Raw genomic sequence first — 25,673 nt, forward strand, 5'->3', positions numbered from 1 at the left:
CCTTGCCTCCATCGCCCGTTCAGATCGCTATCCGCGAGGCGTGTGGGCTAACGTTCTAATTTGATGACTCCGGGGTCGCTCGCAGGGCCCCGAAATCTCAAAGCGTTGTCACGCAACTCCTGATATGTGGACGACGAACTCGAAATTAGTCAATGGTTTCTATGATCTCGTGGTTGCGGACAAGAGGTCCGATTCCCTGGTTAAGTAGCGTCAGAACGTTTTCACCGGCCACTGGCAGAATTTCGATCCGCTCGATGTGGATCGGCCTCAAATCCTCTTCGGGATCCTCCGCGACGTCCTTCCGTAGTTCAAGGACCACTTGCCGCTCCTCTTCAAAATTGGTGAAAAATTCGTTCCCGATGCCGTCTTCTTTCCAGCGACTTTCGGCATCCGAATGATCCGACGTGTACGTAAACAAAATCATGATGTCCTCTCTAGTATCGCGCTCGGTTTCGATGACAGCAATAGGGCAGGTATTTCGATATTCTCTACTGTGTAATCCTACAGTACCTCTCATCTGTTAGCTGAATCATTGCCTTGGTGGCGCTATATACATGGCGCGGTAATGGAACCTTGACACTCTGATGAAGAGCCATGGGAACTGATTTCGCTCCGACGGCATTGAGTCGTTTTTGTAGGAGTGAGTGCCATGAGTATCGGTTGGGGCTTGCATGAAGTGCAGCACGCTGTCGATGCATTGGTGCTGGAAAAGGCGATTAAGTCCGGCGAAGACTTGCCCTGTTAAGCCTCGTGGCTGTTGCGTTTGCCCGATTTCACAAGGGCAATCCCTTTGCTACATCGGCGGTGTGGTTGAGGAAGTCACCAAATCCGGCAAGGTCATTGCGCTCATCGAGCTGTTCGGGCGCATGACTGCGGTTCAGTTTGATGGTAAGCAACTTACGCCAGTTTAGGTGAAGGTTGCTATCATGGTATTCCAGAATGTTTTCGAGCCCTATTCTAAACAGTCTGCATATCGGTGCCCGTGCTGCCAATATCGACTTTACACGAACGTGGTGGCTTTGAGATTTGCCCTGTGTGCTTCTGGGAAGATGACGGTCAAGATGATCATGACGCTGACCTTATTCGCGGTGGTCCAAATAGATTATTGTCATTAACGGCAGGTCGAGCCAATTTTCGTTGTTATGGAGCCAGCGACCCTAAAGATCTGTCTTTTGTCCGTGCCCCAAGCGAATCCGAACGTTCATAGGAATAGAATTAGGTGTAATAATCCCCACAATAATCGCGTCAACTTCAACGCCTTGAGCGCCCATCGCGGTTCGGATGATATCTCCCATGCCACCATGGAGAGGCTGATATGCGAACCAATCAGGAGCAGGGGCCTCACCGAAAAATTATTCCAGGAGCACACCAATGTTGTGTGCGGTTGAGTTTGGCGGCTGCCCCCGACCTATACGGTAGTGCTAGATTTTCGGCTATGAGGAGGGAGCCAATGTCAGACCCGTCTTCGAATTTCAAGCTAGCAAGAGAGCGGCGATATTGATCTTTCCGCCCGCTGCGTTCGATTGAGATGGTTTCTTTCTCCAGGAGCTCGCGGAGACGTTCTTTTGCAGCCAGGCCGGTGGTCAGCTCTTTCTCGCATGATGGCTTAGAGGTCTCCGGCGCATCAATACCAAGAAGACGTATCTTTTCCGCACAACCGCGCTTGTAACCGCTGGCGGGATCGCACGGCAGAGCGATTGTGTCCCCGTCTATGATAGTTAGGCGGCCGCCAGCATAGGTTTCACCTAGGGCAGGGGTTGCGGTAAACAATACGAGGAAAGCTATAAAATTTCGCATGAGCCAATTCAATCGCAGGATCAAAACTGTAATAGCTGAGCCATCGGAAAACTATCTAATTACGGCCGCTTTCGTTCAGCCTCATCAAGGCGTTTCAGCAGATCATTTACAACATCGTCATTTGCTACGAGTGAATATCGCGTTTGCATGGCATCTTTGAAGCCATGCTCATCAAACTGCTGATCGAGCAGTTTCTTTCTGGCCGCGTCGTCATTATCGTTGGAATGGTCCACTGGACGCCCCCCTTGGCTCAGGCTGCCAGAACAACACCATCAAACACAATACGTTCCGTGCACTGTGCCCAACATTTTTGCCGAAATGAGACCGCGCATGCCGACTGCCTGGCCGCGATGCGGGAGTCATCAACGAGGTCTGGAATTGGCACGGGAGCCTAAGGTGCCCACCAACGGTAATGGTTGTGCGGAAACTCAATATCTAGCATTAAAACCTGTAATCTAATTCAAAACGAGTTATCTAGTATCATAGCTTGTCGTAGTGGAAGAGTTGAATGCCCGTTCATCGAGAGAAACCGCCGTTGAACGTTCAAAAAACATCACGACTATCTACTGGACCCTGAATATCAACGATAAGATCGTTCGCTTCATCGTAGGCCACCCAAAATCCTCCACCGATTCCCCAACGGGCGTTTTGAGGTGCCATTTTCTTGCCATCTCGTGCATGCTGTTCGCAACTCACTGACATCCACCCGCTGCCCGATTCTCTCAAATTACCTTTATCGCCACAGATTTGGCAAATATTCTCTGAGCGCCCTTCCAAAAGAATTTCAGCTCTGCGAAGCTTTGTTCGCGCATCGTCTGAAAGAGGATATTCCTCAACCAAATCTACATTAAGCGTTCCGTATTTTTCGTAAAATCGGATGCTGTCTAGCTTCGCTTCCGGAGGCAATGCAGCTTTCAAATCCAAGAGATAGCGCTCAACAACCGTCAGCCAACCATCACCACATTTTACGCATGGTTCTTCTCGGAAGAGTGGCGCAAAGGCGACCAACAAGTCATTCTTTTTCATAAAGTTGCCTCACATATTGCGTTGAATTTTTGCCGAAGGATTCCCGAGCATTTGTCGCAAGTCGCGATTATATGAATGAAAGGTGTTGCATTCCTAAACGCTGCGTGATTTATGCGCGTTCCGCGAGGCCACTGCCGACGCTCACAGGGAGAACTGCATGCTTTTGATATGATGCCATCCAACTGATTTAGGACAGCGCATTTCAAACGACAGGAGCACGCAATGCATTCTTCAAACACATCAAAAAAAGCCCATTCTCTTAAATCTGGACGCCCAGATTGCGATCGTGATGTTGCTCGGTTCTATGACCAGCACGTCAGGATGCATCTCATTGAACTGCACAACAAGCGGATGCGGCAGATGGATGTCGATGCTGAAATGCAGCGGGCGCAGGCCATTATCGATCTCTGTAATGCGGCGGCGGCAGCTGAGACGACAGGTCCAACTTCAGTAGACAAGGCCAGGGAACTGTTGGCGGCTTTCTGAAGACGTATTCATGTCAGGAAGCTTAGAGCCAAATCTCATTCAGGTAGAGCTAAGTCTTCGGTCATAATACCAACAGAACCGTCGTCACAGGCGGCAATGATCCGCAAATTCTCTTGATCTGGAGAAATGGCAAGGCACGACAATTTTCCTGTGCGAACGGCCCAGGTATCAATCCCGATCCTATTGGACTTAATTTCCGGCCCGAATTCTTTGTTTGGCGTGTGACCGTGTACGACAATATGGGAGAGGGAACCTTGAAACTGCAGAAATGGCTCGCGTATCCACATTAAGTCTCTTGTATTTTGTTGTTCGATTGGAAGCGACGGATCAATGCCTGCGTGAACGAACGCGAACTTTCTGTCTAAAATGATGCGGTCAGCAGACTTCAACAAATCGATATGGGTCTGATAGGCGTCACCAAAATACTCAACCATTGCATCGTTGGAGTCAAAATCTTCCAAGCCGTAAGAAATCAGAGTTGCCAGGCCGCCTTGGCGTGCTACCCAAGCGTCGAACCGCGAGACATCGATGATGTCGGCCGTCATAAAGTCTAGTAAGAAATTGTCGTGGTTCCCCAGGATAAGTCGCGAATCTGGCCAATCTTCTAGCGTTTGCCAAACTTGGTCCATGGCAAGCCGACTGTCAGGTCCATGGTCAATGATATCACCAAGGAAAATGACCCGCGGTACCGTACCCTGTTTTTCGGCATCTTTTCGAATCGCGGACAGTAAACGTTTGAGCAAACGAGCACAGCCGTGGACGTCACCGATCGCATACGTCGGAGCAAATTCATTTGGTTCGTTCACGTGATATCCAGTCAGTGCCGAAAGCGCAAGATTTACGGCGGCATCATCCGTAAAGCAGATGAACTCTTCAGCTAGAGTACCTTCACGCTTTTGGCAACGCCCGCGTAGAAATCGTTGCTGAATGGTACTCCTCGTGTGAAGGGTGAGTTCGTAGCTTTGTTTTGATTTGCTTGCCATTCGTCGGGAATGCTCATGGACGATAATCTAGATGACAATATTCGGGACAAGCTCGTTGCGGCCACGAGGGGAGCCGTTAGTTTTGTACCTCTGATTGGAGGGCCGTTGGGGGACTGATCACCCACGTCATACCCCAACTTCGGCAAGACAGAATAGTAAGCTACTTACGGCAGCTGTCGGAGAAAGTTGAAACCCTAGAGAAACTTGTTGCGGACAAAGCACTCTCAAACGTCGAGAAAATTGATTTGGTAGAAGCTGGCGGTTATGAAGCGGCGCGCTCGACTACCGAGAAACGCATCACCGAAATTGTAGAATTGGTGTTCAACGGGCTGAAACACGAGGCCGCAGATATTGTACGTCGTAAGCGTCTTCTAGAAATTCTTACACAGATTGATGACGATGAGGTTTTGATGCTGGACGCGTATGGTCAAACTTATGAGAGCCATCGCCCGGATGCTTGGAAAAATGTAGACCGGCCAAATTCAGCACATCTACAGTCCACTGTGAGTGCAATAGATCAGGAAGCTCTATATGAGCTGGGGCGCGAACGTCTACTTCGGCTGGGATTACTCAAGCGACGATTCGGCAGTGTTAAGAAAGGCGAGTATCCGGAGTTTGACGCTAAGGCTGGGGGCTTTAAGGGCCGCGTTGAGATCTCGTATTTAGGTAGAATGCTTCTGAGGGAAATGGGGTTATCTACTGCTTCTGACTGATAATCCGCCAACACACGGTTCGGATTCTTGAGCATACTCATTCTCACCCGTTTTCGCGTTGACGCCCCATTTGCGCGGGTCGCTCAAATCTGAAATGGACGAGTTGGACATAATTTTGCCCCTCCTTGTTAACTTACCTTGCTAAGATTTCGGTTAGCCGCTTCCGTATTGAAAGCTCCCATGAAGAGACGGACCTTTAGATTTATAAAATAACGCGCCGAGATAAGACCTTGCGCCGGCGAAATTGAACCCTCAATTTATTAGTACCGAAGCGAGGTAACAAATGCCGCGACCATTGCAACCTGACGATGAGCTTTTTCCGTTTGATGTGCAGTGCATCGACAAAATCGGTCATTTAGTACAGAAAAAAGATTGGAGCATTCAGAAAGAAGCTGCATTTAGACTAAGGGTAATTGAGTCGTTAATGGAAACATCAAAACTAAATACGCCCATGGGACTTGTCACCCTAATTCGCTATTGGGGCCCATACATCACCGAAAATGGCAGCGCCGACCAACGAGAAAGAATAAAAGAAATACTCCTAGATTTCGAGGCGTTGGGTGTCCCAAGCCAAAGTGGGACTTAGGGCTTCAAACGTTTTTGGCTGACGTCATTAGCGGCAATATCAATGGCACCTTCAAGTGTATCGCTTTTGCCCACGAGATCCATGTTCTCGTCATAAATTTCATACTCGCCATCAACCATCCGAATGGTATAGATGAACCCTCCGATTTCAACCTGAGTTTCGGAAATAGGATCTGGCGTTTCCGTTTTGTTATGGCTGGACTTCGTTGCGTTTTCTGATTTTGAAAAGCTTTCATACGATTTGTCACCTCGTTTGCTGGGTGAAGGACCATATGATGGGGACAAGCTAGTCATCGCGCCCGCACCAACGTTACCACCGTCTTCGCCATCGTCAGTATCTTCCGGCAGATTATTCATTCGGACATCCTTAAAACTGAAGCAGCTTGTAGCCGCGCTATACTTCGACAGACTTAATCTGGAAGAACTTAAATTCACCTAACAGTGCCAAATTTTGTCAGATCGAAGTGATTGACGACGGCTGCTGTTACCAAATCCAATCAAAAGGAACTTTGCCTTTTAGGAGAAAATTGCTTTTCTTTGGGGCGGCGGTTCATACCCCGACTGCAATTTGGGTAAATCGCTCTTTTTCGAAACTTGAATTCGAAGTTTTGCTTTGTAACTTGCTGTGGTCGCTTCCTGAAGGCTAAAGATCTATCGTGCGGGCAAAGGAGTGGTCAGGTTGCCTCAGGGCTGACCTCGAGCGATGAAGCTGCATTAGGTTATGGTTTGTTGCGCATCCTTCCGTTCGCATCGGCAACGCCGTGCTTACCAGGCTTGATCGAGACCATTCGGCCGTCTGGTCCTTGGAGGCCCCTACAATCAGCAGGTATCGCTACCATCCGCCCATCAGAGCCTTGAAGCCCTCGACCATTGGGTGGGATCGCTGCCATGCGGCCATCTGCGCCCTGCAACCCGCGTCCGTTCGGAGGTATTGCAACCATGCGTCCGTCACTACCTTGAAGTCCTCGCCAGTTTGCGGGGATGGCAACCATGCGTCCGTCATTACCCTGCAGACCACGTGCGCCCGCGGAGATGGCAACCATATGACCGTCGGTTCCTTGCAGGCCGCGCGCACCATCGGGGATAGTTACTGTCCGTCCGTTGCTTCCGCTCAACTTTCTCGGCATGTTGGCCTCCAGCCTTCGAGTTTTGACACATGATAGCTTAACCGCCGCCAAATCCGGACACACGCATGTTTTGAAGAGCGCAACGCAGTCGCCGGTTCATCGATAACCGAAAAGGCTGGAGCGTTGAGTGCTCAAGCCTTTTCGCAGTTCAAATCTGACAAGCGGGACATATCAACCTACTTTGCCGACACTTTTCGTTGCCGTGGGGCCATATTAGGCTACTCATGTCAGTAGCGGTTACATCAGAACTGAGAGAGCTAGCTGCAGCCGCTTGTGCTTCCGCATGTGTCACACTTGAGGCATGTTCCGTTGCGCACCATCGTGAAGTTGGAGCACTCCGAGCAACTATCGCCAGTGTAGCCTTGCATCATTGATTTGATGCGGCGATCCGAGATAACTTTCTTTGCAGCAGCCTTGGCTTCTTCAGCCGCCGCTTCTGCATCGGTGTCCTCAAATAATGCAGTTGATGGGCTTTGTTCCGATTTGGTCTGCTCTTCGTAATCCCGTTTGAAGCCGGTGGATTCCTGGGCCGTGACAGCAACGACAGGTTTAGCAGCAAGTGCCGTTGTGGAGCGGCTGGCAAGGGTCATGACATTTGATGACGCAGCTGCCTTTGGCGCATTAACGACGCCTGTCCCTCCTGCGTTACTAAAACCCTTTGGATCGGCCTTGCCAGGCGAAACAACCGTAAGGGATGCACCGCGTGTTAGGCCTTTGGAGACTGGCTCAGCTTTGCCTTCTGAAATGCCGCGCCCAAGCGAGGTATTCGAAAAGTCGGACTGATCGACGTGCGCAAGGTCATGACGATCGAGATAAGAAACAGCCAATTCACGGAAGAGATAATCAAGGATCGATGTTGCATTCTTGATCGCATCATTGCCCTGAACCATGCCAGCTGGTTCAAACTTGGTGAAAGTGAATGCCTCGACATACTCTTCCAATGGCACGCCGTACTGCAAGCCGAGAGAGATTGCGATGGCAAAATTGTTCATCATTGCCCGGAAGGCAGCGCCTTCCTTGTGCATGTCGATGAAGATTTCGCCCAAACGCCCATCATCAAATTCACCGGTACGCAGATAAACCTTGTGTCCACCAACGACTGCCTTCTGGGTGTAACCCTTGCGGCGGTTCGGCAATTTTTCACGATCATGAACATATTTCTCGACTATGCGCTCTACGATCTTTTCAGTGACCTGCACTGCACGAGCGGCCGCTGGCGCTTCAACATAAGCTTCGATTGCATCATCCGCATCTTCGTCCTCGTCGGCGAGCAAAGAAGCGTTCAGTGGCTGAGATAGTTTTGAACCGTCACGGTATAGGGCGTTTGCCTTGAGAGCCAGCTTCCATGAAAGCATGTAAGCGGATTTGCAATCTTCAACAGTGGCCTCATTGGCCATGTTGATGGTCTTGGAGATCGCACCGGAAATAAATGGCTGTGCAGCGGCCATCATGCGAATATGACTGTCTACCGAAAGATAGCGTTTACCGATCTTGCCGCAAGGATTGGCGCAATCGAACACTGGATAATGCTCCTCCTTGAGGAATGGAGCGCCTTCCAAAGTCATCGCACCGCAAATGTGCACATTGGCGGCTTCAATTTCTTTCTTCGAGAAGCCGAGGGCTGGCAATATCTCAAAAGATATATCGTTGAGTTGTTCATCGGTGAAGCCGAGAACATTCTTGGCAAAGTCTTCGCCGATGGTCCATTTGTTAACTGCGAATTTGATATCGAAGGCTGATTTCAATGCAGTGTTCAGCGTTGCGATAATCTCGTCCGTAAATCCCTTGGCCTTTAGTGAGCCCGGATTGATTGCTGGAGCCTGATTAAGATTGCCATGCCCGACGGCATAAGCTTCGATTTCGGCAATTTGACTCTCGGAATAACCAAGGGTGCGCAAAGCTTCCGGAACGGCGCGATTGATGATCTTGAAGTAACCACCACCAGCGAGCTTCTTGAATTTTACCAGTGCAAAGTCCGGCTCGATCCCCGTTGTATCGCAATCCATAACCAGGCCGATTGTGCCGGTCGGAGCGATAACTGTGGCCTGCGCATTGCGGAAACCGTGTTTTTCGCCGAGTTCCAGCGCTTTGTCCCAAGCCGATCTTGCGTGGGTAACAAGATCTTGGTCCGGGCAGTGGTCTGCAATCAATGCGACAGGGTTTACAGCAAGGCCTTCATAACCTTGCTTTTCACCATGTGCTGCGCGCCGATGGTTGCGGATGACACGCAGCATGTTTGCTGCGTTCGGCGCATACCCCGAAAAAGCACCAAGCTCTTTCGCCATTTCAGCGGAGGTTGCATAGGAAATGCCAGTCATAATAGCGGTGAGGGCACCGCCAATGGCACGGCCTTCGTCACTGTCATAGGGAATGCCGGAGGTCATCAGCAAGCCGCCAATATTGGCATAGCCGAGACCGAGCGTGCGATATTCATAGGATAGTTTGGCAATTTCCTTTGAAGGGAACTGCGCCATCATCACTGAAATTTCAAGTACGATTGTCCAGAGGCGAGCAGTGTGCTCGTAGCCAGTAATATCAAACTTTCCATCTTTTCCGCGATATGTCAGCAGATTGATTGAAGCGAGATTACACGCCGTATCATCAAGGAACATATATTCCGAGCATGGATTGGAGGCGCGGATCGGACCTGCAGCGGGGCAGGTGTGCCAGTCGTTCATTGTTGTGTTGAAATGCAGACCCGGATCAGCCGAGGCCCAAGCGGCATAGCCGATCTTTTCCCACAGGTCGCGGGCCTTCAAGGTCTTCATGACCTTGCCATCCTTGCGGGCGGTCAAATTCCAGTCGCCATCATTTTCTACGGCGCGCAGGAATTCGTCCTTCAGCGAAACGGAGTTGTTGGAGTTCTGGCCAGCGACCGTTAGATAGGCTTCTGAATCCCAATCTGTGTCATAGGTTTTGAAGTCGATATCCGTGTAACCCTGCTTGGCAAACTGGATAACGCGCTGAATGTAATTTTCTGGAACCTGGTTCTTCTTTGCTGCCTTGATTTCGCGCTTTAAGGCCGGATTCTTCAAAGGCTCATAGCAATCACCATTGTCAGCTTCGCAGTTGACGCAGGCCTTCATGATTGCAGTCAGGTGTTGCTTGACGATCTTGGAGCCCGTGACGAGAGCCGCAACTTTCTGCTCTTCCTTCACCTTCCAATCGATATAGTCCTCAATATCGGGGTGATCGACATCAACCACGACCATCTTTGCGGCGCGGCGGGTGGTTCCACCGGATTTGATTGCACCGGCAGCCCGATCACCAATTTTCAAGAATGACATAAGGCCGGATGAGCGACCGCCACCGGAAAGCTTCTCACCTTCGCCACGAAGGTAAGAGAAATTGGAACCCGTGCCTGAACCATATTTGAAGAGGCGGGCTTCACGAACCCAAAGATCCATAATGCCGCCTTCATTGACGAGGTCGTCAGCAACAGACTGAATGAAACAAGCGTGCGGCTGTGGATGCTCGTAGGATGATTTTGATTTGGTGAGTTTGCCGGTTTCGGGATCGACATAATAGTGTCCCTGACCCGGGCCATCAATTCCGTAAGCCCAATGCAAACCAGTATTGAACCACTGCGGCGAGTTGGGCGCAACACGCTGTGTAGCCAACATATATGCAAGCTCATCACGGAAGGCGAGGGCATCGGCTTCACTATCGAAATACTTGCCCTTCCAACCCCAGTAGGTCCACGTGCCGGCCAGACGATCGAAAACCTGGCGTGCATCCATCTCAGAGCCATAACGCTCTTCGGCAGGCAGGGGGGCCAAAGCTTCTTCATCAGCAACTGAACGCCACAACCAGGACGGTACGGAATTCTCCTCCACTTTTTTCAGTTTGGCGGGAACACCGGCTTTACGGAAATATTTCTGAGCCAGAATATCGGCGGCTACCTGACTGAATTGAGCCGGAACATCAATATTCTCGAGGCGGAACACAACCGATCCGTTCGGGTTCTTGATTTCACTTGTCGCCACGCGAAATTCTAGATCCGCGTAAGCAGACTGGTTTTCTTTTGTGAAACGCCGTTCGATCCGCATCTGTTTGGTCCTTGTCTCTATATATAGTGTTCAACCGGCGCTATGTGAAGCGTTAGCGTGCCAAGAACACGATCCCACTGTCACCGGTTCCAATATCTGAAACCGGCTGTTGCATCCTCGTCCGTCCTTGTTGCGGCTTGCCGCCTCATTCCGAACCAGATGGCCCTTCTCGACGCCTGTTCTGTGATTCTTGCCTCTTACGGACCGTCACATTATCTGGTGTATATTCTGCCTGCAAACACTAAATATAGTATTAACAAGAGAATAATCCAAGCCTGTGGACAATCTTTTTCACCCTTGCAAGTCACAAATTCACAAAGCGCGTCTCTACAATGAGACAGCGTCTAAGGCCTTGTTCAAACTGGAAAAAAGACCGGCTACTGACACTCCGGTCACGCTACTAACGCAACGGTCTCCTATAAAAAGTGACTCGCTGGTATGCGTCAAGAAATAGTTTCTGACAAATTTATGACCGCAACATCTTGTGTGTCACATATGTGGATAACGGGGAGAACTGATTAGCCGTATTGATAAAACCGTACAACTCCAAGCCAAGCAAACTTAGCGAGGAATCCGATAGGGATCGAAGCTCATCAGAAGAGCCTTCAGTTCCGGCTCTTCGACGCGTGATGCAGATTCTTCAAGGCTAACCCACTCAAGGCGTCGTTCGCCACGTTCGGGCCATTTCTTTTCCTGGCGGGAAAACTCCAGCGGAAAAACATCTACAATAAAATCACCAATCTCACCTTCACACATATCGTCCTTTTCGTAACAATACGTGCCGATTGAGAATGGACTGATGTCGCCCCTGATCCCTGCTTCTTCATATGCTTCCGCTTCCGCAGAACATGCAAAAGTCTTGCCGACCTGTGGCCAGCCTTTCGGTAAGACCCAGCGACCGGTGCCACGGCTAGTGATCAGAAGAACCTCAGGAACATCTTTCTTCAATCTATAAACGAGCGCAGCAACCTGTCGAACCCGGCCATCAGGCATCTCGGTCCGTTTTGCAGTCACCAACTCATCTTTATAAACTATATTCAATGTTCCACTCATTCTTTCTTGTCATCAGCAAGACTGAACCGATTCGTGCAAATCGCAACTGATTACCGACTACAGTTTTTGCTTAAACGCGACTTGTGACATTTTTTTGAACAGCAGTGCAAAAAGATCACAACTATGAACGGAGCCAATTGTTCCTTTGTTTTGCTTAATTTTCTGCAGTCCGACGATCGTTGATCTGTCGAACCATCATCCCTTATGGCCTTTAGTTATGGGTTCCTGATAGGTCAGGCCCATATCCCAAGGAAAATAGATCCACGTATCCTGAGATACTTCGGTCACAAATGTATCAATGAGCGGTCGCCCTTTAGGTTTGGCATAAACCGTAGCAAAATGTGCCTTTGGCATCATGGCTCGAACTATTGCAGCCGTTTTGCCGGTATCGGTAAGGTCATCGATCACGAGAATTCCTTCACCGCCGTTTTCCAAAAGGCGCGCGTCAACATCTTTGAGAACCTTAAGCTCTCCTTGTTCATCATAGTCGTGATAAGAGGCAATGCAGACCGTCTCGATCATGCGTATGCCGAGTTCACGGCAAATAATCGCAGCAGGAACGAGGCCGCCTCTGGTAATTGCGACCATAGCTCGCCATTCACGCTGCATACCAGCGACACGCCATGCCAATGCGCGGGCATCGCGGTGGAATTGGTCCCAGGATACCGGAAAGGCTTTGTCGGGCAGGGACATAGGGTGCACTCCATAGATCAAGCGAGGAAGCGGGAAACCGCAAGGAATGCAACTCGCAATAGCGGGAAAAGCAGGCTTATGGCAAGCAGCTTGCATTGTTTACCCACGTTTAGTGCAATTAACCTGGTGTTATGACACGCTAACGCGACATCAGTGTCAGACAAGGCATGTCATTCATTATGGAACTGGTTACGCCACCAAACACCCACTCCTTCAGGCGAGATTGGCTATATGCACCCATAACAAACAGATTTGCCCCATTATCTGCAATTCTGCGGCGCAGGATTTTGTCCGTCGGTTCACCATCGGAATCAATAGTTGACGGATTGACATTTACACCGTGACGACGAAGCGCATCAGAGAGCGGTGTGCCGGGAATATCCACATTGGGATCGTTAGACTTTCTTGGGTCGACCCAAAGAATGTCGACGCTTTCCGCTTTAATCAGCAAGGGCAGGGAATCAAACGCAGCGCGGGAGGCTTCCCTCTTGCCATTAAATGCGACGACCACACGATCGATCTTTTCAGGCAACTGCGTTTTGTAGGGTACGAAAAGCACGGGACGTCCGCTTTCCATGACCAGCGGATCGGTAACATCATTGACGCTGTCAGGATCACTCGGATCGGGTTGCCCGGCAATTATGATATCTGCACGCAGGGCACTTTGGGTAACACCTGCTGATGGACTGCTGCTTTCTGAGCGCACAATACGAAATTCATGCGATATCGTCGTTTTCGCCATTTCTGCATTGAACGCGGCAGTAATGGCCGCCGCATTTTCTTTATGCCGTTGCTCATGCGCCTCGAACAATGTCGTGTCAGCAAAGCCTGTAGGATCAGCATAAACGATGGGTGAGGGAATTGTGTAAAGGCCAATGATATGGGTGCGCTCGCTTGATGAAGCGATCAATCTGGCGGCGCCAATGACCCGTTTTGCTTCCCGTTCACTGCGAATAAAAGCGATGATGGTGCGAAATGCCATTTTGGCCTCCATTGTCTTTACGCCATCGAAACATGGCTGATTACAGTATACAGCCAGAATGAGCGGTGCGTTAGCGCGGAAGTTGCGTTGCTTCCAGATTTGCGATCATGGCCTTCACCGCAGTTACAGCGGAAGTCATCTTAGCCATGTCCCGGGCACGGACAACAAGCTCCGTTGAAAAACGACCATTTTCGTATTTTGGGTACGATCCTATGATTGTGTCGGGGTTTTCAGATTGTATTTGGCCCAACGGAACCGCAATGGAGCCTTCTCCAAATGGACAACTCACCGATTGCGAACGCAACTGCGTGCCCACCTGCAATGTTGGAATAACATTGTCCAGCATTGCTTGAAAGATGGATGGCACACCCGCCATTACATACACATTTTCCAGATTGAAGCCGGGGGCGGTTGAAACCGGATTGTCAATATGGACCGCGCCTCTCGGCATCCTCGCCATCCGCTGGCGGCTTTCTGTGAACTCAATACCTCTTGCAGCGTAACTGTCACCCATTATTTTCATCGCCTTGGCGTCGTGTTCGCATGGCACGCCAAATGCAACTGAGACAGCATCGGCGGTGATGTCGTCATGCGTTGGACCAATGCCGCCAGACGTAAACACATAGTCGTAACGCTGGCGCAAAGCGTTCAATGCCTCAATGATGCGTCTTTGTTCGTCCGGAACAATGCGTACTTCCTCCAGATCAATCCCAACAGCAGTCAGAATGTCGGCAAGATGGCCGATATTTTTGTCCTTGGTGCGTCCTGAGAGCAGTTCATCGCCAATCGCGAGCATTGCGGCCGTCACGATTTTATTATCATTTGTCATTGAAATACTCCTGATGGAAACAGGAACGTAGTTCCCGAAGCGTATAGCTGCAAGCCCTTTGGGATAAACAGTTCGCTGTGACGGGCGAGGTTATAAACACGTTGTAAAACAACAAAAACCCGGCTGAAAAGCCGGGTCAATGTTGGTGCGGACGGCGGGACTTGAACCCGCATGACCTATGGCCGACAGATTTTAAGTCTGTTGTGTCTACCGATTTCACCACGTCCGCGCGATTAAGCTTTTCAACGGTTCGATCGATTCCGTCAACGGTGTTTTAGCAAGTTATCGCATTCATGACTGCCATTCAGGGACCGGTACTGATTATTCTTCGACAAAAACCTCGTCGCGTTTTTTGCGGATGCTGGGCAAAAGCACAACAACAAGCACTGCTATAGCAAGCAGCAATAGTGTCAAACTGATCGGCCGTGTGAAAAACGTTGTCGCATCGCCACGTGACATAATCATGGCTCGTCGCAGATGTTCTTCCAGAAGTGGACCCAGTACGAAGCCGAGCAGCAAGGGAGCCGGTTCACAGCGAAGCTTGGCCAGGACATACCCGATCAAACCGAAGAACGCGACAGCGTAAAGGTCAAATACATTGGAGTTGACGCTGTAAACGCCGATAGAGCAGAACGCGATGATTATGGGGAAAAGCATATAATAGGGGATGGTCAGAAGCTTGACCCAAAGTCCTATCAGCGGAAGGTTCAGCAGGATCAACATGAGATTGCCAATCCACATTGATGCGATGATACCCCAAAAAAGCGCAGGCTGTTCCGTGGCCACGTTTGGCCCGGGTACAATACCTTGAATGATCATCGCGCCAATCATGAGTGCCATAACCGGATTAGCCGGGATGCCGAGTGTCAGCATTGGTATGAACGACGTTTGTGCGCCAGCGTTGTTTGCAGATTCGGGGCCAGCCACACCAGCAACAGCGCCTTTGCCGAACTCTCGGGGCGTTTTCGACATGCGCTTTTCGACGGTATAGGAGGCAAAGGATGCGAGAATGGCGCCGCCGCCGGGCAATATTCCGAGTGCAGAACCAATTGCGGTGCCGCGCAAGATCGGTGCAGTCATTTCCTTCCAATCCTGCTTGGTTGGCCAAAGATTGGTGACTTTCTTGATCATGACGTCGCGATCATGTTCGTTCTCCAGATTGCGGAGAATTTCCGCAATGCCGAATACACCAACCGCGACCGCTACAAAGTTCAGCCCGTCTGAGAGCTCCAAGATACCGAGATTGAACCTTGGAGTGCCGGTGTAAATATCGGTGCCAACAAGTCCCAGCAGAAGGCCGATCACGACCATCCCCATCGCTTTAACTACAGAACCATGAGCAAGGGCAATCGATGAAACAAGCCCGACAATCATCAGGGAGAAATATTCGGCAGAACCGAATTTTAAAGCCACCACTGTCAACGGTGGTGCGAACACCGCAACCAGTATGGTGGAAACTGTTCCCGCAAAGAAAGAACCAATCGCTGCTATTGCCAATGCGGCGCCTGCTCTACCTTTCCGGGCCATTTGATAGCCGTCAATGGCTGTAACAGCGGAGGATGATTCACCAGGCATATTGATCAAAATAGCCGTTGTCGAACCACCATATTGAGCGCCGTAGTAAATACCTGCCAGCATAATCAGTGAAGATACCGGCTCCAGCTGAAAGGTAATTGGCAGGAGCATGGCAATCGTCGCCGTTGCGCCGATGCCGGGCAATACACCGATAAGCGTGCCGAGAATAACGCCGATAAAGCAGAAGAAGAGGTTCCATGGAGCACCGGCAGTGGTGAATCCGAGCACCAGATTGTTAAAGAGTTCCATGATGCGCCCTCACTGTCCAAGCCAAGGGCCGAAGCGGCGAAATGGCAGCCCCAAGGCGTAACTGAAGATGATGACAGAGAAAATCGTAAGCCCTCCGACAAGAAGCAGTGCCATTCCGGGGCGCATTTTGGTGCTGGCAAAAGCTGCAATTAAAGCGGTCAAGAACAGCGACGGTACGAATCCAAGACCGCGAATAGTCAGGCCAAAAAAAATAGGTGCGGGTAGAATAAACAATATTCCACGCCAGGCGATCGGGCTCATTGGCTCGTGTTCGATCTGTGTGCCTTGAATTATAATGATTATGCCCAGGATGATGAGAATTCCGGCGAGCACAAACGGGAAATAGCCGGGGCCCATCCGAAAAGCTGTCCCCAGGTCAAGTCCATAGGCCTGTATCGCAAAGAAAAGGCCCACCAAGATAAACAATATACCGCATGCAATGTCGCGTGAGCTAAAACTCAAGGATTTCATCTATCCCCCCGTCGCCGTTTGCCGGCGTTGCTTAAAATGAAAGGACCGGGGCACCATGATGCCCCGGTAAATGCTGAACTAGTCCGCGTATTGGCCAGCCGCTTCAATGATAGGCTTCCAACGTGTCACTTCGCTTTCGAGTTTCGACTTCAAGCCCGCAGGTGTCGCCTCGGCATCCGTTACTGGAACTGTGCCAAGTTCGGCAAAACGGGCAACAACGTTCGGATCTTTTAGGGCCTTCTGCAACGATGCTGATATTTTCTCCGTCACCTCGGTGGGTGTGCCTTTTGGAGCGTAGATGCCGTGCCAAATGCCGATCTGCATATCTGGAAGACCAGCTTCCTCTACAGTTGGAACATCCGGAAGGGCATCGAGACGTTTTGCCGATGTCACCGCATAGGCTTTGATGGTACCACCTTTGATCTGCTTGGTTGTGTTGGTTGTCTGATCGCACATCAAGTCAACCTGACCACCGAGCAAATCGGTCATCGCAGGTCCTGTTCCCTTATACGGGACAGTCACAAGTGGAACTTTGATCTCATTCATGAACAACATTCCACAAAGATGCGAAGCCGCGCCGATGCCAGCATTGGCAAGACTGATCTTGTCCGCATTGGCCTTCACATACTCAACAAGCCCCTTCAGGTCTGTTGGCTCGAAATCTTTCTTGGCAACAATAGTCATTGGTACTTCGGTCACCAGCCCGACATATTCAAATGCGTTCAGTGTGTCGTAAGGAAGCTTGCGATACAGCGTTGCACTGGTAGCCATTCCGATATGATGCAGCAGCAATGTATATCCATCAGCTTCGGCCTTTGCCACCTGCGAAGCGCCCAAAGTGCCACCGGCGCCACCAATATTCTCTACCAATATCTGTTGGCCCAAATCCTTTGACATGGCTTCAGCTACCAGGCGCGTGACAGTGTCAGTTGGGCCGCCTGCAGAGAACGGCACAACCATTGTGATGTTGCGCTCAGGATAGCCTTGCGAAAACGCAGTGCTCGATGCCAAAGCAAAAGTCGCAGTGGCTACCAGTGAAATGAGTATCTTGCGCATTAATATTCCTCCCAGAATACGGCTTGTGAGTAGAGTTAGCTTTCTTTTACCGAACAGATGCGGCGGTCTCCTCGGAGGTCTGGCACATCTGCTCACGTTCATTAGCGCTCTATCGGAGGCAAGCGTAGCCAGTATGTCAAGTATTTCATGGGCTTCGCATAAATTTTTGAGAAATTCGCTTGAGGTGGGGTGCTTGAAGCTGTTTTCGTATATGCATGAGCAATATGTAAAAGACGATATGAGGTATTGGATGTTGAAGCAGGATAAGGCCAGCAAGCCACAGAGCTGGACGCAATCAGCCCCATTGCTGGTGGATGTTGCTATGGGGCGCCGCGCAGCGGATCTTGTCGTGCGAAATGGCCGTCTGGTGAGCGTATACTCCGGAGAGATCATTGCGGGTATCGATATCGCCGTTATTGCCGGACGCTTTGCGTTTGTTGGTCATGGTGCTGAACACTGCATCGGGCCTAAAACAAAAGTCATCGATGCGGCTGGTCGCTATCTCGTGCCCGGCCTTTGCGATGCGCATATGCATGTGGAAAGTGGCATGGTGACTGTAACCGAATTCACCCGCGCTGTTATTCCGCACGGCACCACATCAATGTTTATCGACCCGCATGAAATTGCCAATGTATTGGGATTGGAAGGCGTGCGCCTGATGCATGACGAGGCGCTTGGCATGCCAATCAATGTGCATGTGCAGATGCCAAGCTGTGTGCCCTCTGCTCCGGGTTTGGAGAATGCTGGAGCAGCTATCAGTCCCGCAGATGTTGCCGAAGCGATGACTTGGCCAAATATTGTCGGCCTTGGCGAGGTCATGAACTTTCCCGGCGTTGCCAATAATGATGCGACCATGCGCGGCGGCATTGATGCCACAGTCAAAGCTGGAAAAACTGTTGGCGGTCACTTCGCTTCACCTGATTTGGGACGCGCTTTCCATGGTTACGTGGCCGGTGGTCCGGAAGACGATCATGAAGGCACGCGAATGGAGGATGCGATGGCCCGCGTCCGTCAGGGTATGCGCGCTATGCTTCGCCTTGGTTCAGCCTGGTACGATGTTGCAAGCCAGATCAAGGCTGTCACAGAGCAGGGGCTCGACTCCCGCAATTTCATCCTTTGCACTGATGACAGTCATTCCGGAACTCTGGTCAATGATGGCCATATGGATCGCGTCGTAAGGCACGCAATCGCACAGGGACTGAAGCCCGTTACCGCAATCCAAATGGCAACGCTTAACACCGCACAGCATTTCCGGCTTGAACGAGAGATCGGATCAATTACACCCGGACGGCTAGCGGACTTTCTGATCGTGTCAGACTTGCCAAATCTTGTAATTGATCGCGTTTATGCGCGCGGGGCGCTTCTGGCGGAAAAAGGCAAATTGATTGCCGATATTCCAGCCTATGACTATCCGTCATTCGCCAAGAACACGATCAAGCTAGGCAAAAAGCTGAAAGCCAAGGATTTTGATATTCCGGCACCCAAGCCTGGAAAGCACGTAACGGCGCGAGTCATTGGTGTGATTGAAAACCAGGCACCGACAAAAGCGCTTGAAGCTGATCTGTCCGTCTCAGATGGAATCGTGCAGATGGATCGGCGCAATGATATTTGCCAGATTGCTCTGGTTGAACGTCATCGCGGAACCGGGACAGTTGTAAACGGGTTTGTTTCAGGATTCGGTTATACGCTCGACTGCGCAATGGCATCGACCGTTGCTCACGACAGCCACCATATGATTGTCGTCGGCACCAACAAGGACGATATGGCAAAAGCTGCCAATCGCCTTGGTGAGGTTGGTGGCGGTGTCGTATTATTTTCCAAGGGCCGCGAACTTGCACTTGTTGAGATGCCTATTGCGGGTTTGATGTCCGATCAGCGAGCAGAAGTGGTGGCCGCAAAGGCTGACAAACTGGTCAACGCAATGCGTGCCATGGGGTGTAGCCTGAATAATGCTTATATGCAGCATTCTCTGTTGGCGCTGGTTGTCATTCCAGAATTGCGTATTTCCGACGTCGGGATTATCGATGTCAGAACATTCGAGAAAGTTGACTTGTTTCTATGACTGCTTTTGCCAAGGCCGTCGCTTCAGCGACCACCAAGATGCGTGTGCTTTTTCCCGAAACACCGCTTCAACTCAATCATTATCTTTCACAGAAATACGGTGCGCAGATTTGGTTGAAACGCGAGGATTTATCGCCAGTTCGTTCCTATAAGATCCGCGGCGCATTTAATTTCATCTCGCATTATCTGAACACAAACAAATCCCTAGATGCGGTGTTCGTTTGCGCCTCTGCGGGTAACCATGCTCAAGGGTTTGCTTTTATTTGTCGGCACTTTGGCAAAAAGGGCGTTGTCTTCATGCCGGTTACAACGCCGCAGCAGAAAATCGACAAGACACGCAGTTTCGGTGGCGAATTCATCGAAATTCGGCTTGTCGGCGATATTTTCGATCAGTGCTATGCAGCGGCGCGGGCGTTCGAAACGGAGATGGGGGCCGTGATGGTGCCGCCCTTCGATCATATGGATATTATTACGGGACAGGCGACTGTTGCACATGAGATTGCAGCGCAATTGCCTGATCAGCGCAGACCTGACTTGATGATCCTGCCTGTTGGAGGGGGAGGTCTTTCCGGTGGCGTGACACGCTATCTGTCTGAGCTAGGCTGGGAAACGCAATTTCGCTTCGTGGAACCCGCCGGTGCGCCCAGCTTAAAACGCAGTCTTGAGGCCGGGAAGCGGGTGAAACTTGAAGCTGTCGATAATTTTGTCGACGGTGCTGCGGTTGGCGAGATCGGGCGGGAAAATTTCAAACTTCTCAAAGGCTTCAGTCCGGATTCTGTTACTTTGATTCCGGAAAACAGACTGAGCTCAACCATATTGGAGATGTTGAACATCGAGGGTATCGTCGTTGAACCAGCTGGTGCGTTAGCAATTGATGCACTCAAGGATTTCAAGAAAGCTGATCTCAAGGGCAAACGGATTGTGCTGGTCATATCCGGAAGCAACTTTGATTTTGAAAGATTGCCGGAGCTGAAAGAACGATCACAGCGCTACGAAGGCTTGAAGAAATACTTCATTTTCCGCTTTCCACAAAGACCGGGAGCGTTACGCTCATTCCTGGATTTACTTGGCCCCGAAGATGACGTTGCTCGTTTTGAGTATCTGAAGAAGTCGGCGCGCAATTTCGGTTCCGTGCTCATCGGTATTGAAACCAAGAACCGGAAGAATTTCGATATTTTGTTCAAACGGTTTGATGAGGCTGGTTGGGCATATCAGGACATTACCGACAATGAAACGATAGCAGGGTTGATCATCTAGGAGGATTCATGACGACGTGGATCATTCTTTTTCGTGGAGTCGGCGGCCCAACATTGTTGCCGGTGAAACCACTCGCTAATGCCTTGGTGAAAGAGGGATTTGAAGGCGTTAGGACTTACATCAATACGGGAAATGTGGTCCTGAAGTCGCCAGATACGGCAGAGAAACTTGTGAAGCGTATCACTCCGATCGTTTTGAAGGAGTTTGATTTTTCAAAAGCCATTCTGGTTGCCAGCGCCGACGAATGGGCAAAGCTTATTGCCGACAATCCATATCCCGAAGCAGTCTTTGAACCAACCAAGCTTCACGCATATCTTATGGAGCATAGTCCGGATGAGGCGGCAATAGAAGCACTCCGATCAAAGGCGGACGGTCCTGACGAATTTCAGATACGGGACCGGGTGCTTTATTATTACACGCCGCAGGGCATCTCGAATGCCCGCCTGCATCCCAAGATCGAAAGAACTTTGGGTGTTGTTGCCACTGCTCGCAACTGGAACACGGTTTTGAAGCTTCAGGCGCTCGCAGCCGCCATCTGAATAGCTATCGCCTCGGCCAGAACATCGAATATGCGTGTATCGTTACATTGGGCAACGTTGAAGCGCATATAGGAATTGGCGGTCTGCGACTGACTGAATACATTGCCCGGGGCAAAGACGATGCCCTCTTTCAAGCCGTGTTTTGCAATCTCGGCTGCGTCGATACCGTCAGCTAGCCTGCACCATAGCAACATACCGCCACGCGGCTCAGTCCATGGGACTATGCCAAGCGCTTTTAATCGTGTGATTGTATTGCCCATGCTGCGAGCGAGTTGAGTACGTATTCCATCCATATGCTTACGGTATGCGCCTTCCTTCAACATGAAAAGCACAAGCTCCGCACCCAAGCGGTTTCCTCCGAATGAGGTGGCGATACGCAAATCTGTCAATCCTTCCATCCAATCTTGTCTTGCTGCGATAAAGCCGCAACGAACAGATGCCGAGATTGATTTGGAGAAGCTGCCAATGTGAACAACCTGATTGAGTCCATCGAATGCGGCGAGCCGCGGGGCGGGCTCATGTTCAAAATCTGCAAAAATGTCGTCTTCGACAATTATAAGATTGTGTTGCTCTGCAAGCTTGAGTACGCGGTGTGCCACAAGCGGAGACAGTGCGGCGCCGGTCGGATTCTGGAGCGCGGAGTTGGTAATATATAATCGTGGGTGATGTTCTTCCAGCACCTGCGCGAACAGCGCGAGGTCTGGACCGTTTGTTGTATATGGCACGCTCACGACATTGGCACGGTGCGCTTTAAGCAGTGCATGAAAGTTGAAATAACAGGGATCGTCAACGATCACTGTATCCCCCGGCTCGATCAAGAACCTGCATAGAAGGTCAATGGCTTGAGTTCCCGAATCCGTGAGCATGATCTGATTAGCCGGTGCGTCGATGCCGTGTTCGCCCAGCCTCCTCGACAGCAGCTGGCGAAGCGGTTGTAGCCCAAGCGGCGATGCATAGTCTGTTAGTGCTGAGTCATTCGATCTGGCGATTGCCCGCAAAGCACGGCGAATACCATCTTCGGGCATCCAGGAAGCAGGCAGCCAGCCGCAGCCCGGTTTCAACATATCATCGCTGGCGTCCAGTGAGGTTTTTGAAACCCAAAGCGGATCGATGGCATGGTCGAGCTTTGGACCGATTTTGGCAAGAGTCAGCGGAGCCAAATGGCCGGCGACATAGAATCCTGATCCCCGCCGTGACTGAATGAGTCCCTCGGCCGCCAGTCGGTCATATGCATCAACGACGGTCGATTTTGACACTGCCATTGTGTCGGCGAAACTCCGGATGGATGGCAAGCGTGCACCAGGAAGCAGCAAGCGTGCCGCGATACGCTGCCTGATTGCCTGCATAACCTGCTCGACACGGGTCTCGCCACTTCGATGGATGTTCATCTGTACCGCTCATTGGTCCAATACAATTTATAGAAATTGTACTTGATCGTATCTGGAAAATCCATCTGTGAAAAGCGTAGGAGAAGGTTCAAATGAGGTGAGTGGTATGGATAAGACAACGAGTGGTTGGATCAATGGCTTTGTAGGCGTTCTCATTTTTAGCGCATCGTTACCGGCGACACGTGCCGCAGTGGCAGATTTCGACCCAATTTTTCTGACAGTAGCGCGGGCAACTATTGCCGCATTTCTCGGTCTGGCGCTTTTGCTGGTGTTCAAAGAAAAATGGCCCTCAAAGTCTGATCTTGGGCATTTGTTCGTCACTGCAATGGGTGTTGTCGTCGGTTTTCCTCTTTTAACGGCGCTTGCTCTGCAACACATTACGTCAGCACATTCGATTGTTTTCATTGGCCTTTTGCCACTGTCAACCGCGATTTTCGGTGTTTTGCGTGGTGGCGAATCCATGCGGCCGATGTTTTGGGTGTTTTCGTGTCTCGGTAGCATGCTGGTTGCTGGTTTTGCTCTTACACAAAATCTGGAGGCATCATTAACCGGCGATCTTTTGATGTTTGGTGCTATCATAGCTTGCGGTTTGGGCTACGCTGAGGGAGCGCAACTTTCACGCAAGCTCGGTGGCTGGCAGGTCATCTGCTGGGCTCTTGTCCTATCGCTGCCCGTTATGTTGCCTTTGACATTGTTGCAACTACCCCAGGATTGGGTGGTTATTGGCCAACCGGCCTGGTTGGGACTGATCTATGTTTCGCTTTTCTCCATGCTTATTGGTTTTATTTTCTGGTATCGGGGTTTGGCGCAGGGGGGTATCGCTGCGGTGGGACAACTTCAACTTCTGCAGCCATTCTTCGGTTTGATCATCGCGGCCACATTGCTGCGGGAGGCTATAGGCTGGCAGATGATTGTGGTTACGGTTGCTGTTATTGCATGCGTTTTCGGAGCAAAACGGTTTGCCAAGTAGGGCGGCATTTTGCGGCGCACAATAAAATCGTTTGCTTTTTGTGCGAGAAGAGCCCATATGCCGATCAGACGCTTGGGCCGGTTAATCCGGTCTTCCGAAACAGGACTCGTGGCGTCTGAGCCCCATCCGCATGACGCGGTGGGCACGGCTGCGCAAGTCGCTTGATCCCTTTAGGGCTTTTCGCGTCTCGTCGTTTATCCGAAAATGTTGCATGCAGGTTGCGCCCTGCGATGCGTTATGTGGCCCGCGATTTATCGCGTCTGGCCAAGATGAGAGTTTAAATTGGAAACTATTGAAACAAATGGCTTTGCCACTATGGGCCTCAATGCGATCCTGCTTAAAGCAGTTGACGCAGCTGGAATGATTGCTCCCAAGCCAATCCAGCAACAGGCTATTCCGGCACAGCTCGCTGGTCAGGATATTCTAGGCATTGCCCAGACCGGCTCCGGCAAGACAGCAGCATTTGCCTTGCCGATACTGCAAAAAATCATCACCATCGGCGACAAGCGCAAGGGCAAGACTGCCCGTGCTTTGGTGCTTGCTCCTACCCGTGAGCTTGCCGTGCAGATTGAAGAAACCTTCCGCACATTGGCGAAAGGCGCTCATATTTCGACCGCGCTCGTCCTTGGCGGCGTCTCCCGTATTGCCCAGATCAACAAGATGCAGGCTGGCGTGGACGTGCTCATTGCAACGCCGGGCCGTTTGACGGATCTCGTACGTGACAATCGAATTGATCTTTCCGAGACCCGTTGGCTTGTTCTTGATGAAGCTGACCGTATGCTCGACATGGGCTTCATCAATGACGTCAAGAAAATCGCCAAAGGCACGCATCGCGACCGTCAGACAGCGCTGTTCTCGGCAACAATGCCTCAGGAAGTTGCTACTTTGGCAGCCAGTCTCTTGCGCAATCCTATACGTGTTGAAGTGGCACCTCAAGGCACCACGGCAGCAGAGATCAAGCAGGTCGTTCATATGATCCCGACCCGCCAGAAGAAACAGGTTTTGTCGGCCATGCTGAAAGACGAAACCCTGTCTTCCGTTATCGTATTTACACGTACGAAGCATGGTGCGGACGCGGTGACCCGTATTCTGGAAAAGGACGGCTACAATGTAGCGGCCATCCACGGCAACAAGTCTCAGAATGCCCGTCAACGCGCTTTGAATGGCTTTAAGGATGGGTCCGTACGCATCCTTGTTGCAACTGACATTGCAGCCCGCGGTATCGATGTCGTCGGCATTAGCCACGTGATCAATTTCGACTTGCCAGATGAGCCGGAGAGCTATGTTCACCGCATTGGACGCACAGGCCGTAACGGCGCATCCGGCAGTGCCATCACGCTTTACGATCCGGCCGAAGAAGGTTCAAAGTTCAAGGCTGTGGAACGGGTAACACGCATGCGTCTGCCAATGGCAGATTCGCCTGTTGATCTTTCCAGCTTGCCGGCCCGTGCCGCAAACAGCGATCAACGTCCGCCACGGCGTGAAGGTGGTAATGGTGGTGCGCCCACAAAGAACAAGAAGCCGCATCGTGGTCAGCCAGCTGGTGGCAAGCCACGTGAGGCGCGTGGCGAGAAGATCTGGAGCAATGATGGCGGCGCACCCGCACAGAAGCGCCCGTTCCGTCGGAATAAAAAAGGCTTTGGTTCCAAAGCTGCATAATTTGAGATTGCCCTAAGCAGCGCGATTTTTGGGGAGGCCCTCGGCATCAAATGCCGGGGGCCTTTTCGTTTATGCCAAAGATTTATTCCCTTGGCAGCAGATTGTGAGATTATGCGCTTGAACGG

Annotated in this window: 26 protein-coding genes and 1 tRNA gene; 9 read left to right on the forward strand and 18 right to left on the reverse strand. The window is 50.9% G+C overall.

Annotated elements, in window-relative coordinates:
* Positions 1–145 precede the first annotated feature (145 nt).
* Both ACYJL1_RS09865 and ACYJL1_RS09870 read right to left on the reverse strand, forming a co-directional pair.
* Entirely contained in the window at positions 146–424 is a 279-nt protein-coding gene (locus tag ACYJL1_RS09865; RefSeq protein WP_460895250.1) for a hypothetical protein, read from the reverse strand.
* 349 nt (positions 425–773) lie between these two features.
* A complete protein-coding gene (locus ACYJL1_RS09870; protein WP_460895251.1) occupies positions 774–896 on the reverse strand; it encodes a hypothetical protein in 123 nt (40 codons plus the stop codon).
* Positions 897–1,033: 137 nt separating this feature from the next.
* On the opposite strand from ACYJL1_RS09870, the gene ACYJL1_RS09875 reads away from it, so the two are divergent.
* On the forward strand, positions 1,034–1,207 hold the full coding sequence (locus ACYJL1_RS09875) for a CPCC family cysteine-rich protein (protein WP_460897999.1): 174 nt from the start codon (positions 1,034–1,036) through the stop codon (positions 1,205–1,207).
* 134 nt (positions 1,208–1,341) lie between these two features.
* On the opposite strand, the gene ACYJL1_RS09880 is transcribed toward ACYJL1_RS09875, so the two are convergent.
* The 3 genes from ACYJL1_RS09880 to ACYJL1_RS09890 all read right to left on the reverse strand — a co-directional run bounded on the left by ACYJL1_RS09880 (position 1,342) and on the right by ACYJL1_RS09890 (position 2,823).
* Positions 1,342–1,797: a thermonuclease family protein gene (locus ACYJL1_RS09880; protein ID WP_460895252.1), complete on the reverse strand. Its 456-nt coding sequence runs from the start codon at positions 1,795–1,797 to the stop codon at positions 1,342–1,344.
* Positions 1,798–1,856: 59 nt separating this feature from the next.
* Positions 1,857–2,030 carry a hypothetical protein gene (locus ACYJL1_RS09885; RefSeq protein ID WP_460895253.1) on the reverse strand — a complete coding sequence of 58 codons (174 nt, stop codon included), beginning with the start codon at positions 2,028–2,030 and terminating at the stop codon, positions 1,857–1,859.
* Between the two features lie 310 nt (positions 2,031–2,340).
* Positions 2,341–2,823, reverse strand: a complete 483-nt coding sequence (locus ACYJL1_RS09890) for a hypothetical protein (protein WP_460895254.1) — start codon at positions 2,821–2,823, stop codon at positions 2,341–2,343.
* 222 nt (positions 2,824–3,045) lie between these two features.
* On the opposite strand from ACYJL1_RS09890, the gene ACYJL1_RS09895 reads away from it, so the two are divergent.
* Entirely contained in the window at positions 3,046–3,309 is a 264-nt protein-coding gene (locus tag ACYJL1_RS09895; RefSeq protein ID WP_460895255.1) for a hypothetical protein, read from the forward strand.
* Positions 3,310–3,344: 35 nt separating this feature from the next.
* Here the strand turns inward: ACYJL1_RS09895 and ACYJL1_RS09900 are convergent, their stop codons facing one another.
* Positions 3,345–4,292 (reverse strand): metallophosphoesterase family protein, encoded by a 948-nt coding sequence (locus tag ACYJL1_RS09900; protein WP_460895256.1) that lies wholly within the window; start codon positions 4,290–4,292, stop codon positions 3,345–3,347.
* A gap of 245 nt (positions 4,293–4,537) precedes the next feature.
* On the opposite strand from ACYJL1_RS09900, the gene ACYJL1_RS09905 reads away from it, so the two are divergent.
* A complete protein-coding gene (locus ACYJL1_RS09905; protein WP_460895257.1) occupies positions 4,538–5,005 on the forward strand; it encodes a hypothetical protein in 468 nt (155 codons plus the stop codon).
* A 283-nt stretch (positions 5,006–5,288) separates the two neighbouring features.
* Complete coding sequence (locus ACYJL1_RS09910) at positions 5,289–5,591, forward strand: hypothetical protein (protein ID WP_460895258.1); 303 nt, start codon at positions 5,289–5,291, stop codon at positions 5,589–5,591.
* Here ACYJL1_RS09910 and ACYJL1_RS09915 read toward each other — a convergent pair.
* From ACYJL1_RS09915 to ACYJL1_RS09965, 11 genes are all read right to left on the reverse strand, one after another.
* Complete coding sequence (locus tag ACYJL1_RS09915; RefSeq protein ID WP_460895259.1) at positions 5,588–5,947, reverse strand: hypothetical protein; 360 nt, start codon at positions 5,945–5,947, stop codon at positions 5,588–5,590. The genes ACYJL1_RS09910 and ACYJL1_RS09915 overlap by 4 nt on opposite strands.
* Before the next feature lie 362 nt (positions 5,948–6,309).
* A complete protein-coding gene (locus tag ACYJL1_RS09920) occupies positions 6,310–6,717 on the reverse strand; it encodes an MCP four helix bundle domain-containing protein (RefSeq protein WP_460895260.1) in 408 nt (135 codons plus the stop codon).
* 257 nt (positions 6,718–6,974) lie between these two features.
* Positions 6,975–10,766 (reverse strand): vitamin B12-dependent ribonucleotide reductase, encoded by a 3,792-nt coding sequence (locus tag ACYJL1_RS09925; RefSeq protein WP_460895261.1) that lies wholly within the window; start codon positions 10,764–10,766, stop codon positions 6,975–6,977.
* Between the two features lie 561 nt (positions 10,767–11,327).
* Positions 11,328–11,759, reverse strand: coding sequence for an NUDIX hydrolase (locus tag ACYJL1_RS09930; protein ID WP_460898000.1), 432 nt, complete (start codon positions 11,757–11,759; stop codon positions 11,328–11,330).
* A gap of 255 nt (positions 11,760–12,014) precedes the next feature.
* Positions 12,015–12,512: a xanthine phosphoribosyltransferase gene (gene gpt / locus ACYJL1_RS09935; RefSeq protein WP_115052815.1), complete on the reverse strand. Its 498-nt coding sequence runs from the start codon at positions 12,510–12,512 to the stop codon at positions 12,015–12,017.
* Positions 12,513–12,651: 139 nt separating this feature from the next.
* The gene (locus ACYJL1_RS09940; protein WP_460895262.1) at positions 12,652–13,494 is read right to left on the reverse strand and encodes a universal stress protein; all 843 of its coding nucleotides are present in this window, start codon (positions 13,492–13,494) and stop codon (positions 12,652–12,654) included.
* A 70-nt stretch (positions 13,495–13,564) separates the two neighbouring features.
* The gene (locus ACYJL1_RS09945) at positions 13,565–14,323 is read right to left on the reverse strand and encodes a competence/damage-inducible protein A (protein ID WP_460895263.1); all 759 of its coding nucleotides are present in this window, start codon (positions 14,321–14,323) and stop codon (positions 13,565–13,567) included.
* Positions 14,324–14,466: 143 nt separating this feature from the next.
* Positions 14,467–14,552 (reverse strand) — tRNA-Leu (locus ACYJL1_RS09950).
* 92 nt (positions 14,553–14,644) lie between these two features.
* Positions 14,645–16,147 (reverse strand): tripartite tricarboxylate transporter permease, encoded by a 1,503-nt coding sequence (locus ACYJL1_RS09955; protein ID WP_460895264.1) that lies wholly within the window; start codon positions 16,145–16,147, stop codon positions 14,645–14,647.
* A gap of 9 nt (positions 16,148–16,156) precedes the next feature.
* Positions 16,157–16,618 (reverse strand): tripartite tricarboxylate transporter TctB family protein, encoded by a 462-nt coding sequence (locus tag ACYJL1_RS09960; protein ID WP_460895265.1) that lies wholly within the window; start codon positions 16,616–16,618, stop codon positions 16,157–16,159.
* Between the two features lie 78 nt (positions 16,619–16,696).
* On the reverse strand, positions 16,697–17,674 hold the full coding sequence (locus tag ACYJL1_RS09965) for a tripartite tricarboxylate transporter substrate binding protein BugD (RefSeq protein ID WP_460895266.1): 978 nt from the start codon (positions 17,672–17,674) through the stop codon (positions 16,697–16,699).
* A gap of 250 nt (positions 17,675–17,924) precedes the next feature.
* Here ACYJL1_RS09965 and ade point away from each other — a divergent pair, with 250 nt between their 5' ends.
* From ade to ACYJL1_RS09980, 3 genes are read left to right on the forward strand one after another with little or no spacing between them, the layout of a single operon-like run.
* On the forward strand, positions 17,925–19,736 hold the full coding sequence (gene ade, locus ACYJL1_RS09970; protein WP_460895267.1) for an adenine deaminase: 1,812 nt from the start codon (positions 17,925–17,927) through the stop codon (positions 19,734–19,736).
* Positions 19,733–20,992, forward strand: a complete 1,260-nt coding sequence (ilvA, locus tag ACYJL1_RS09975) for a threonine ammonia-lyase IlvA (RefSeq protein WP_460895268.1) — start codon at positions 19,733–19,735, stop codon at positions 20,990–20,992. The genes ade and ilvA overlap by 4 nt, the downstream gene beginning before the upstream one ends.
* An 8-nt stretch (positions 20,993–21,000) precedes the next feature.
* Complete coding sequence (locus ACYJL1_RS09980; protein WP_460895269.1) at positions 21,001–21,531, forward strand: DUF1697 domain-containing protein; 531 nt, start codon at positions 21,001–21,003, stop codon at positions 21,529–21,531.
* Here the strand turns inward: ACYJL1_RS09980 and ACYJL1_RS09985 are convergent.
* Complete coding sequence (locus tag ACYJL1_RS09985; RefSeq protein WP_460895270.1) at positions 21,507–22,919, reverse strand: aminotransferase-like domain-containing protein; 1,413 nt, start codon at positions 22,917–22,919, stop codon at positions 21,507–21,509. The two genes, ACYJL1_RS09980 and ACYJL1_RS09985, sit on opposite strands and share 25 nt — an antisense overlap.
* Before the next feature lie 106 nt (positions 22,920–23,025).
* Here ACYJL1_RS09985 and ACYJL1_RS09990 point away from each other — a divergent pair, with 106 nt between their 5' ends.
* Together ACYJL1_RS09990 and ACYJL1_RS09995 are read left to right on the forward strand one after the other, a co-directional pair.
* A complete protein-coding gene (locus tag ACYJL1_RS09990) occupies positions 23,026–23,889 on the forward strand; it encodes a DMT family transporter (protein ID WP_460895271.1) in 864 nt (287 codons plus the stop codon).
* 315 nt (positions 23,890–24,204) lie between these two features.
* Entirely contained in the window at positions 24,205–25,548 is a 1,344-nt protein-coding gene (locus ACYJL1_RS09995; protein WP_460898001.1) for a DEAD/DEAH box helicase, read from the forward strand.
* Positions 25,549–25,673: the final 125 nt, after the last annotated feature.

This window comes from Phyllobacterium sp. K27, assembly GCF_054796155.1.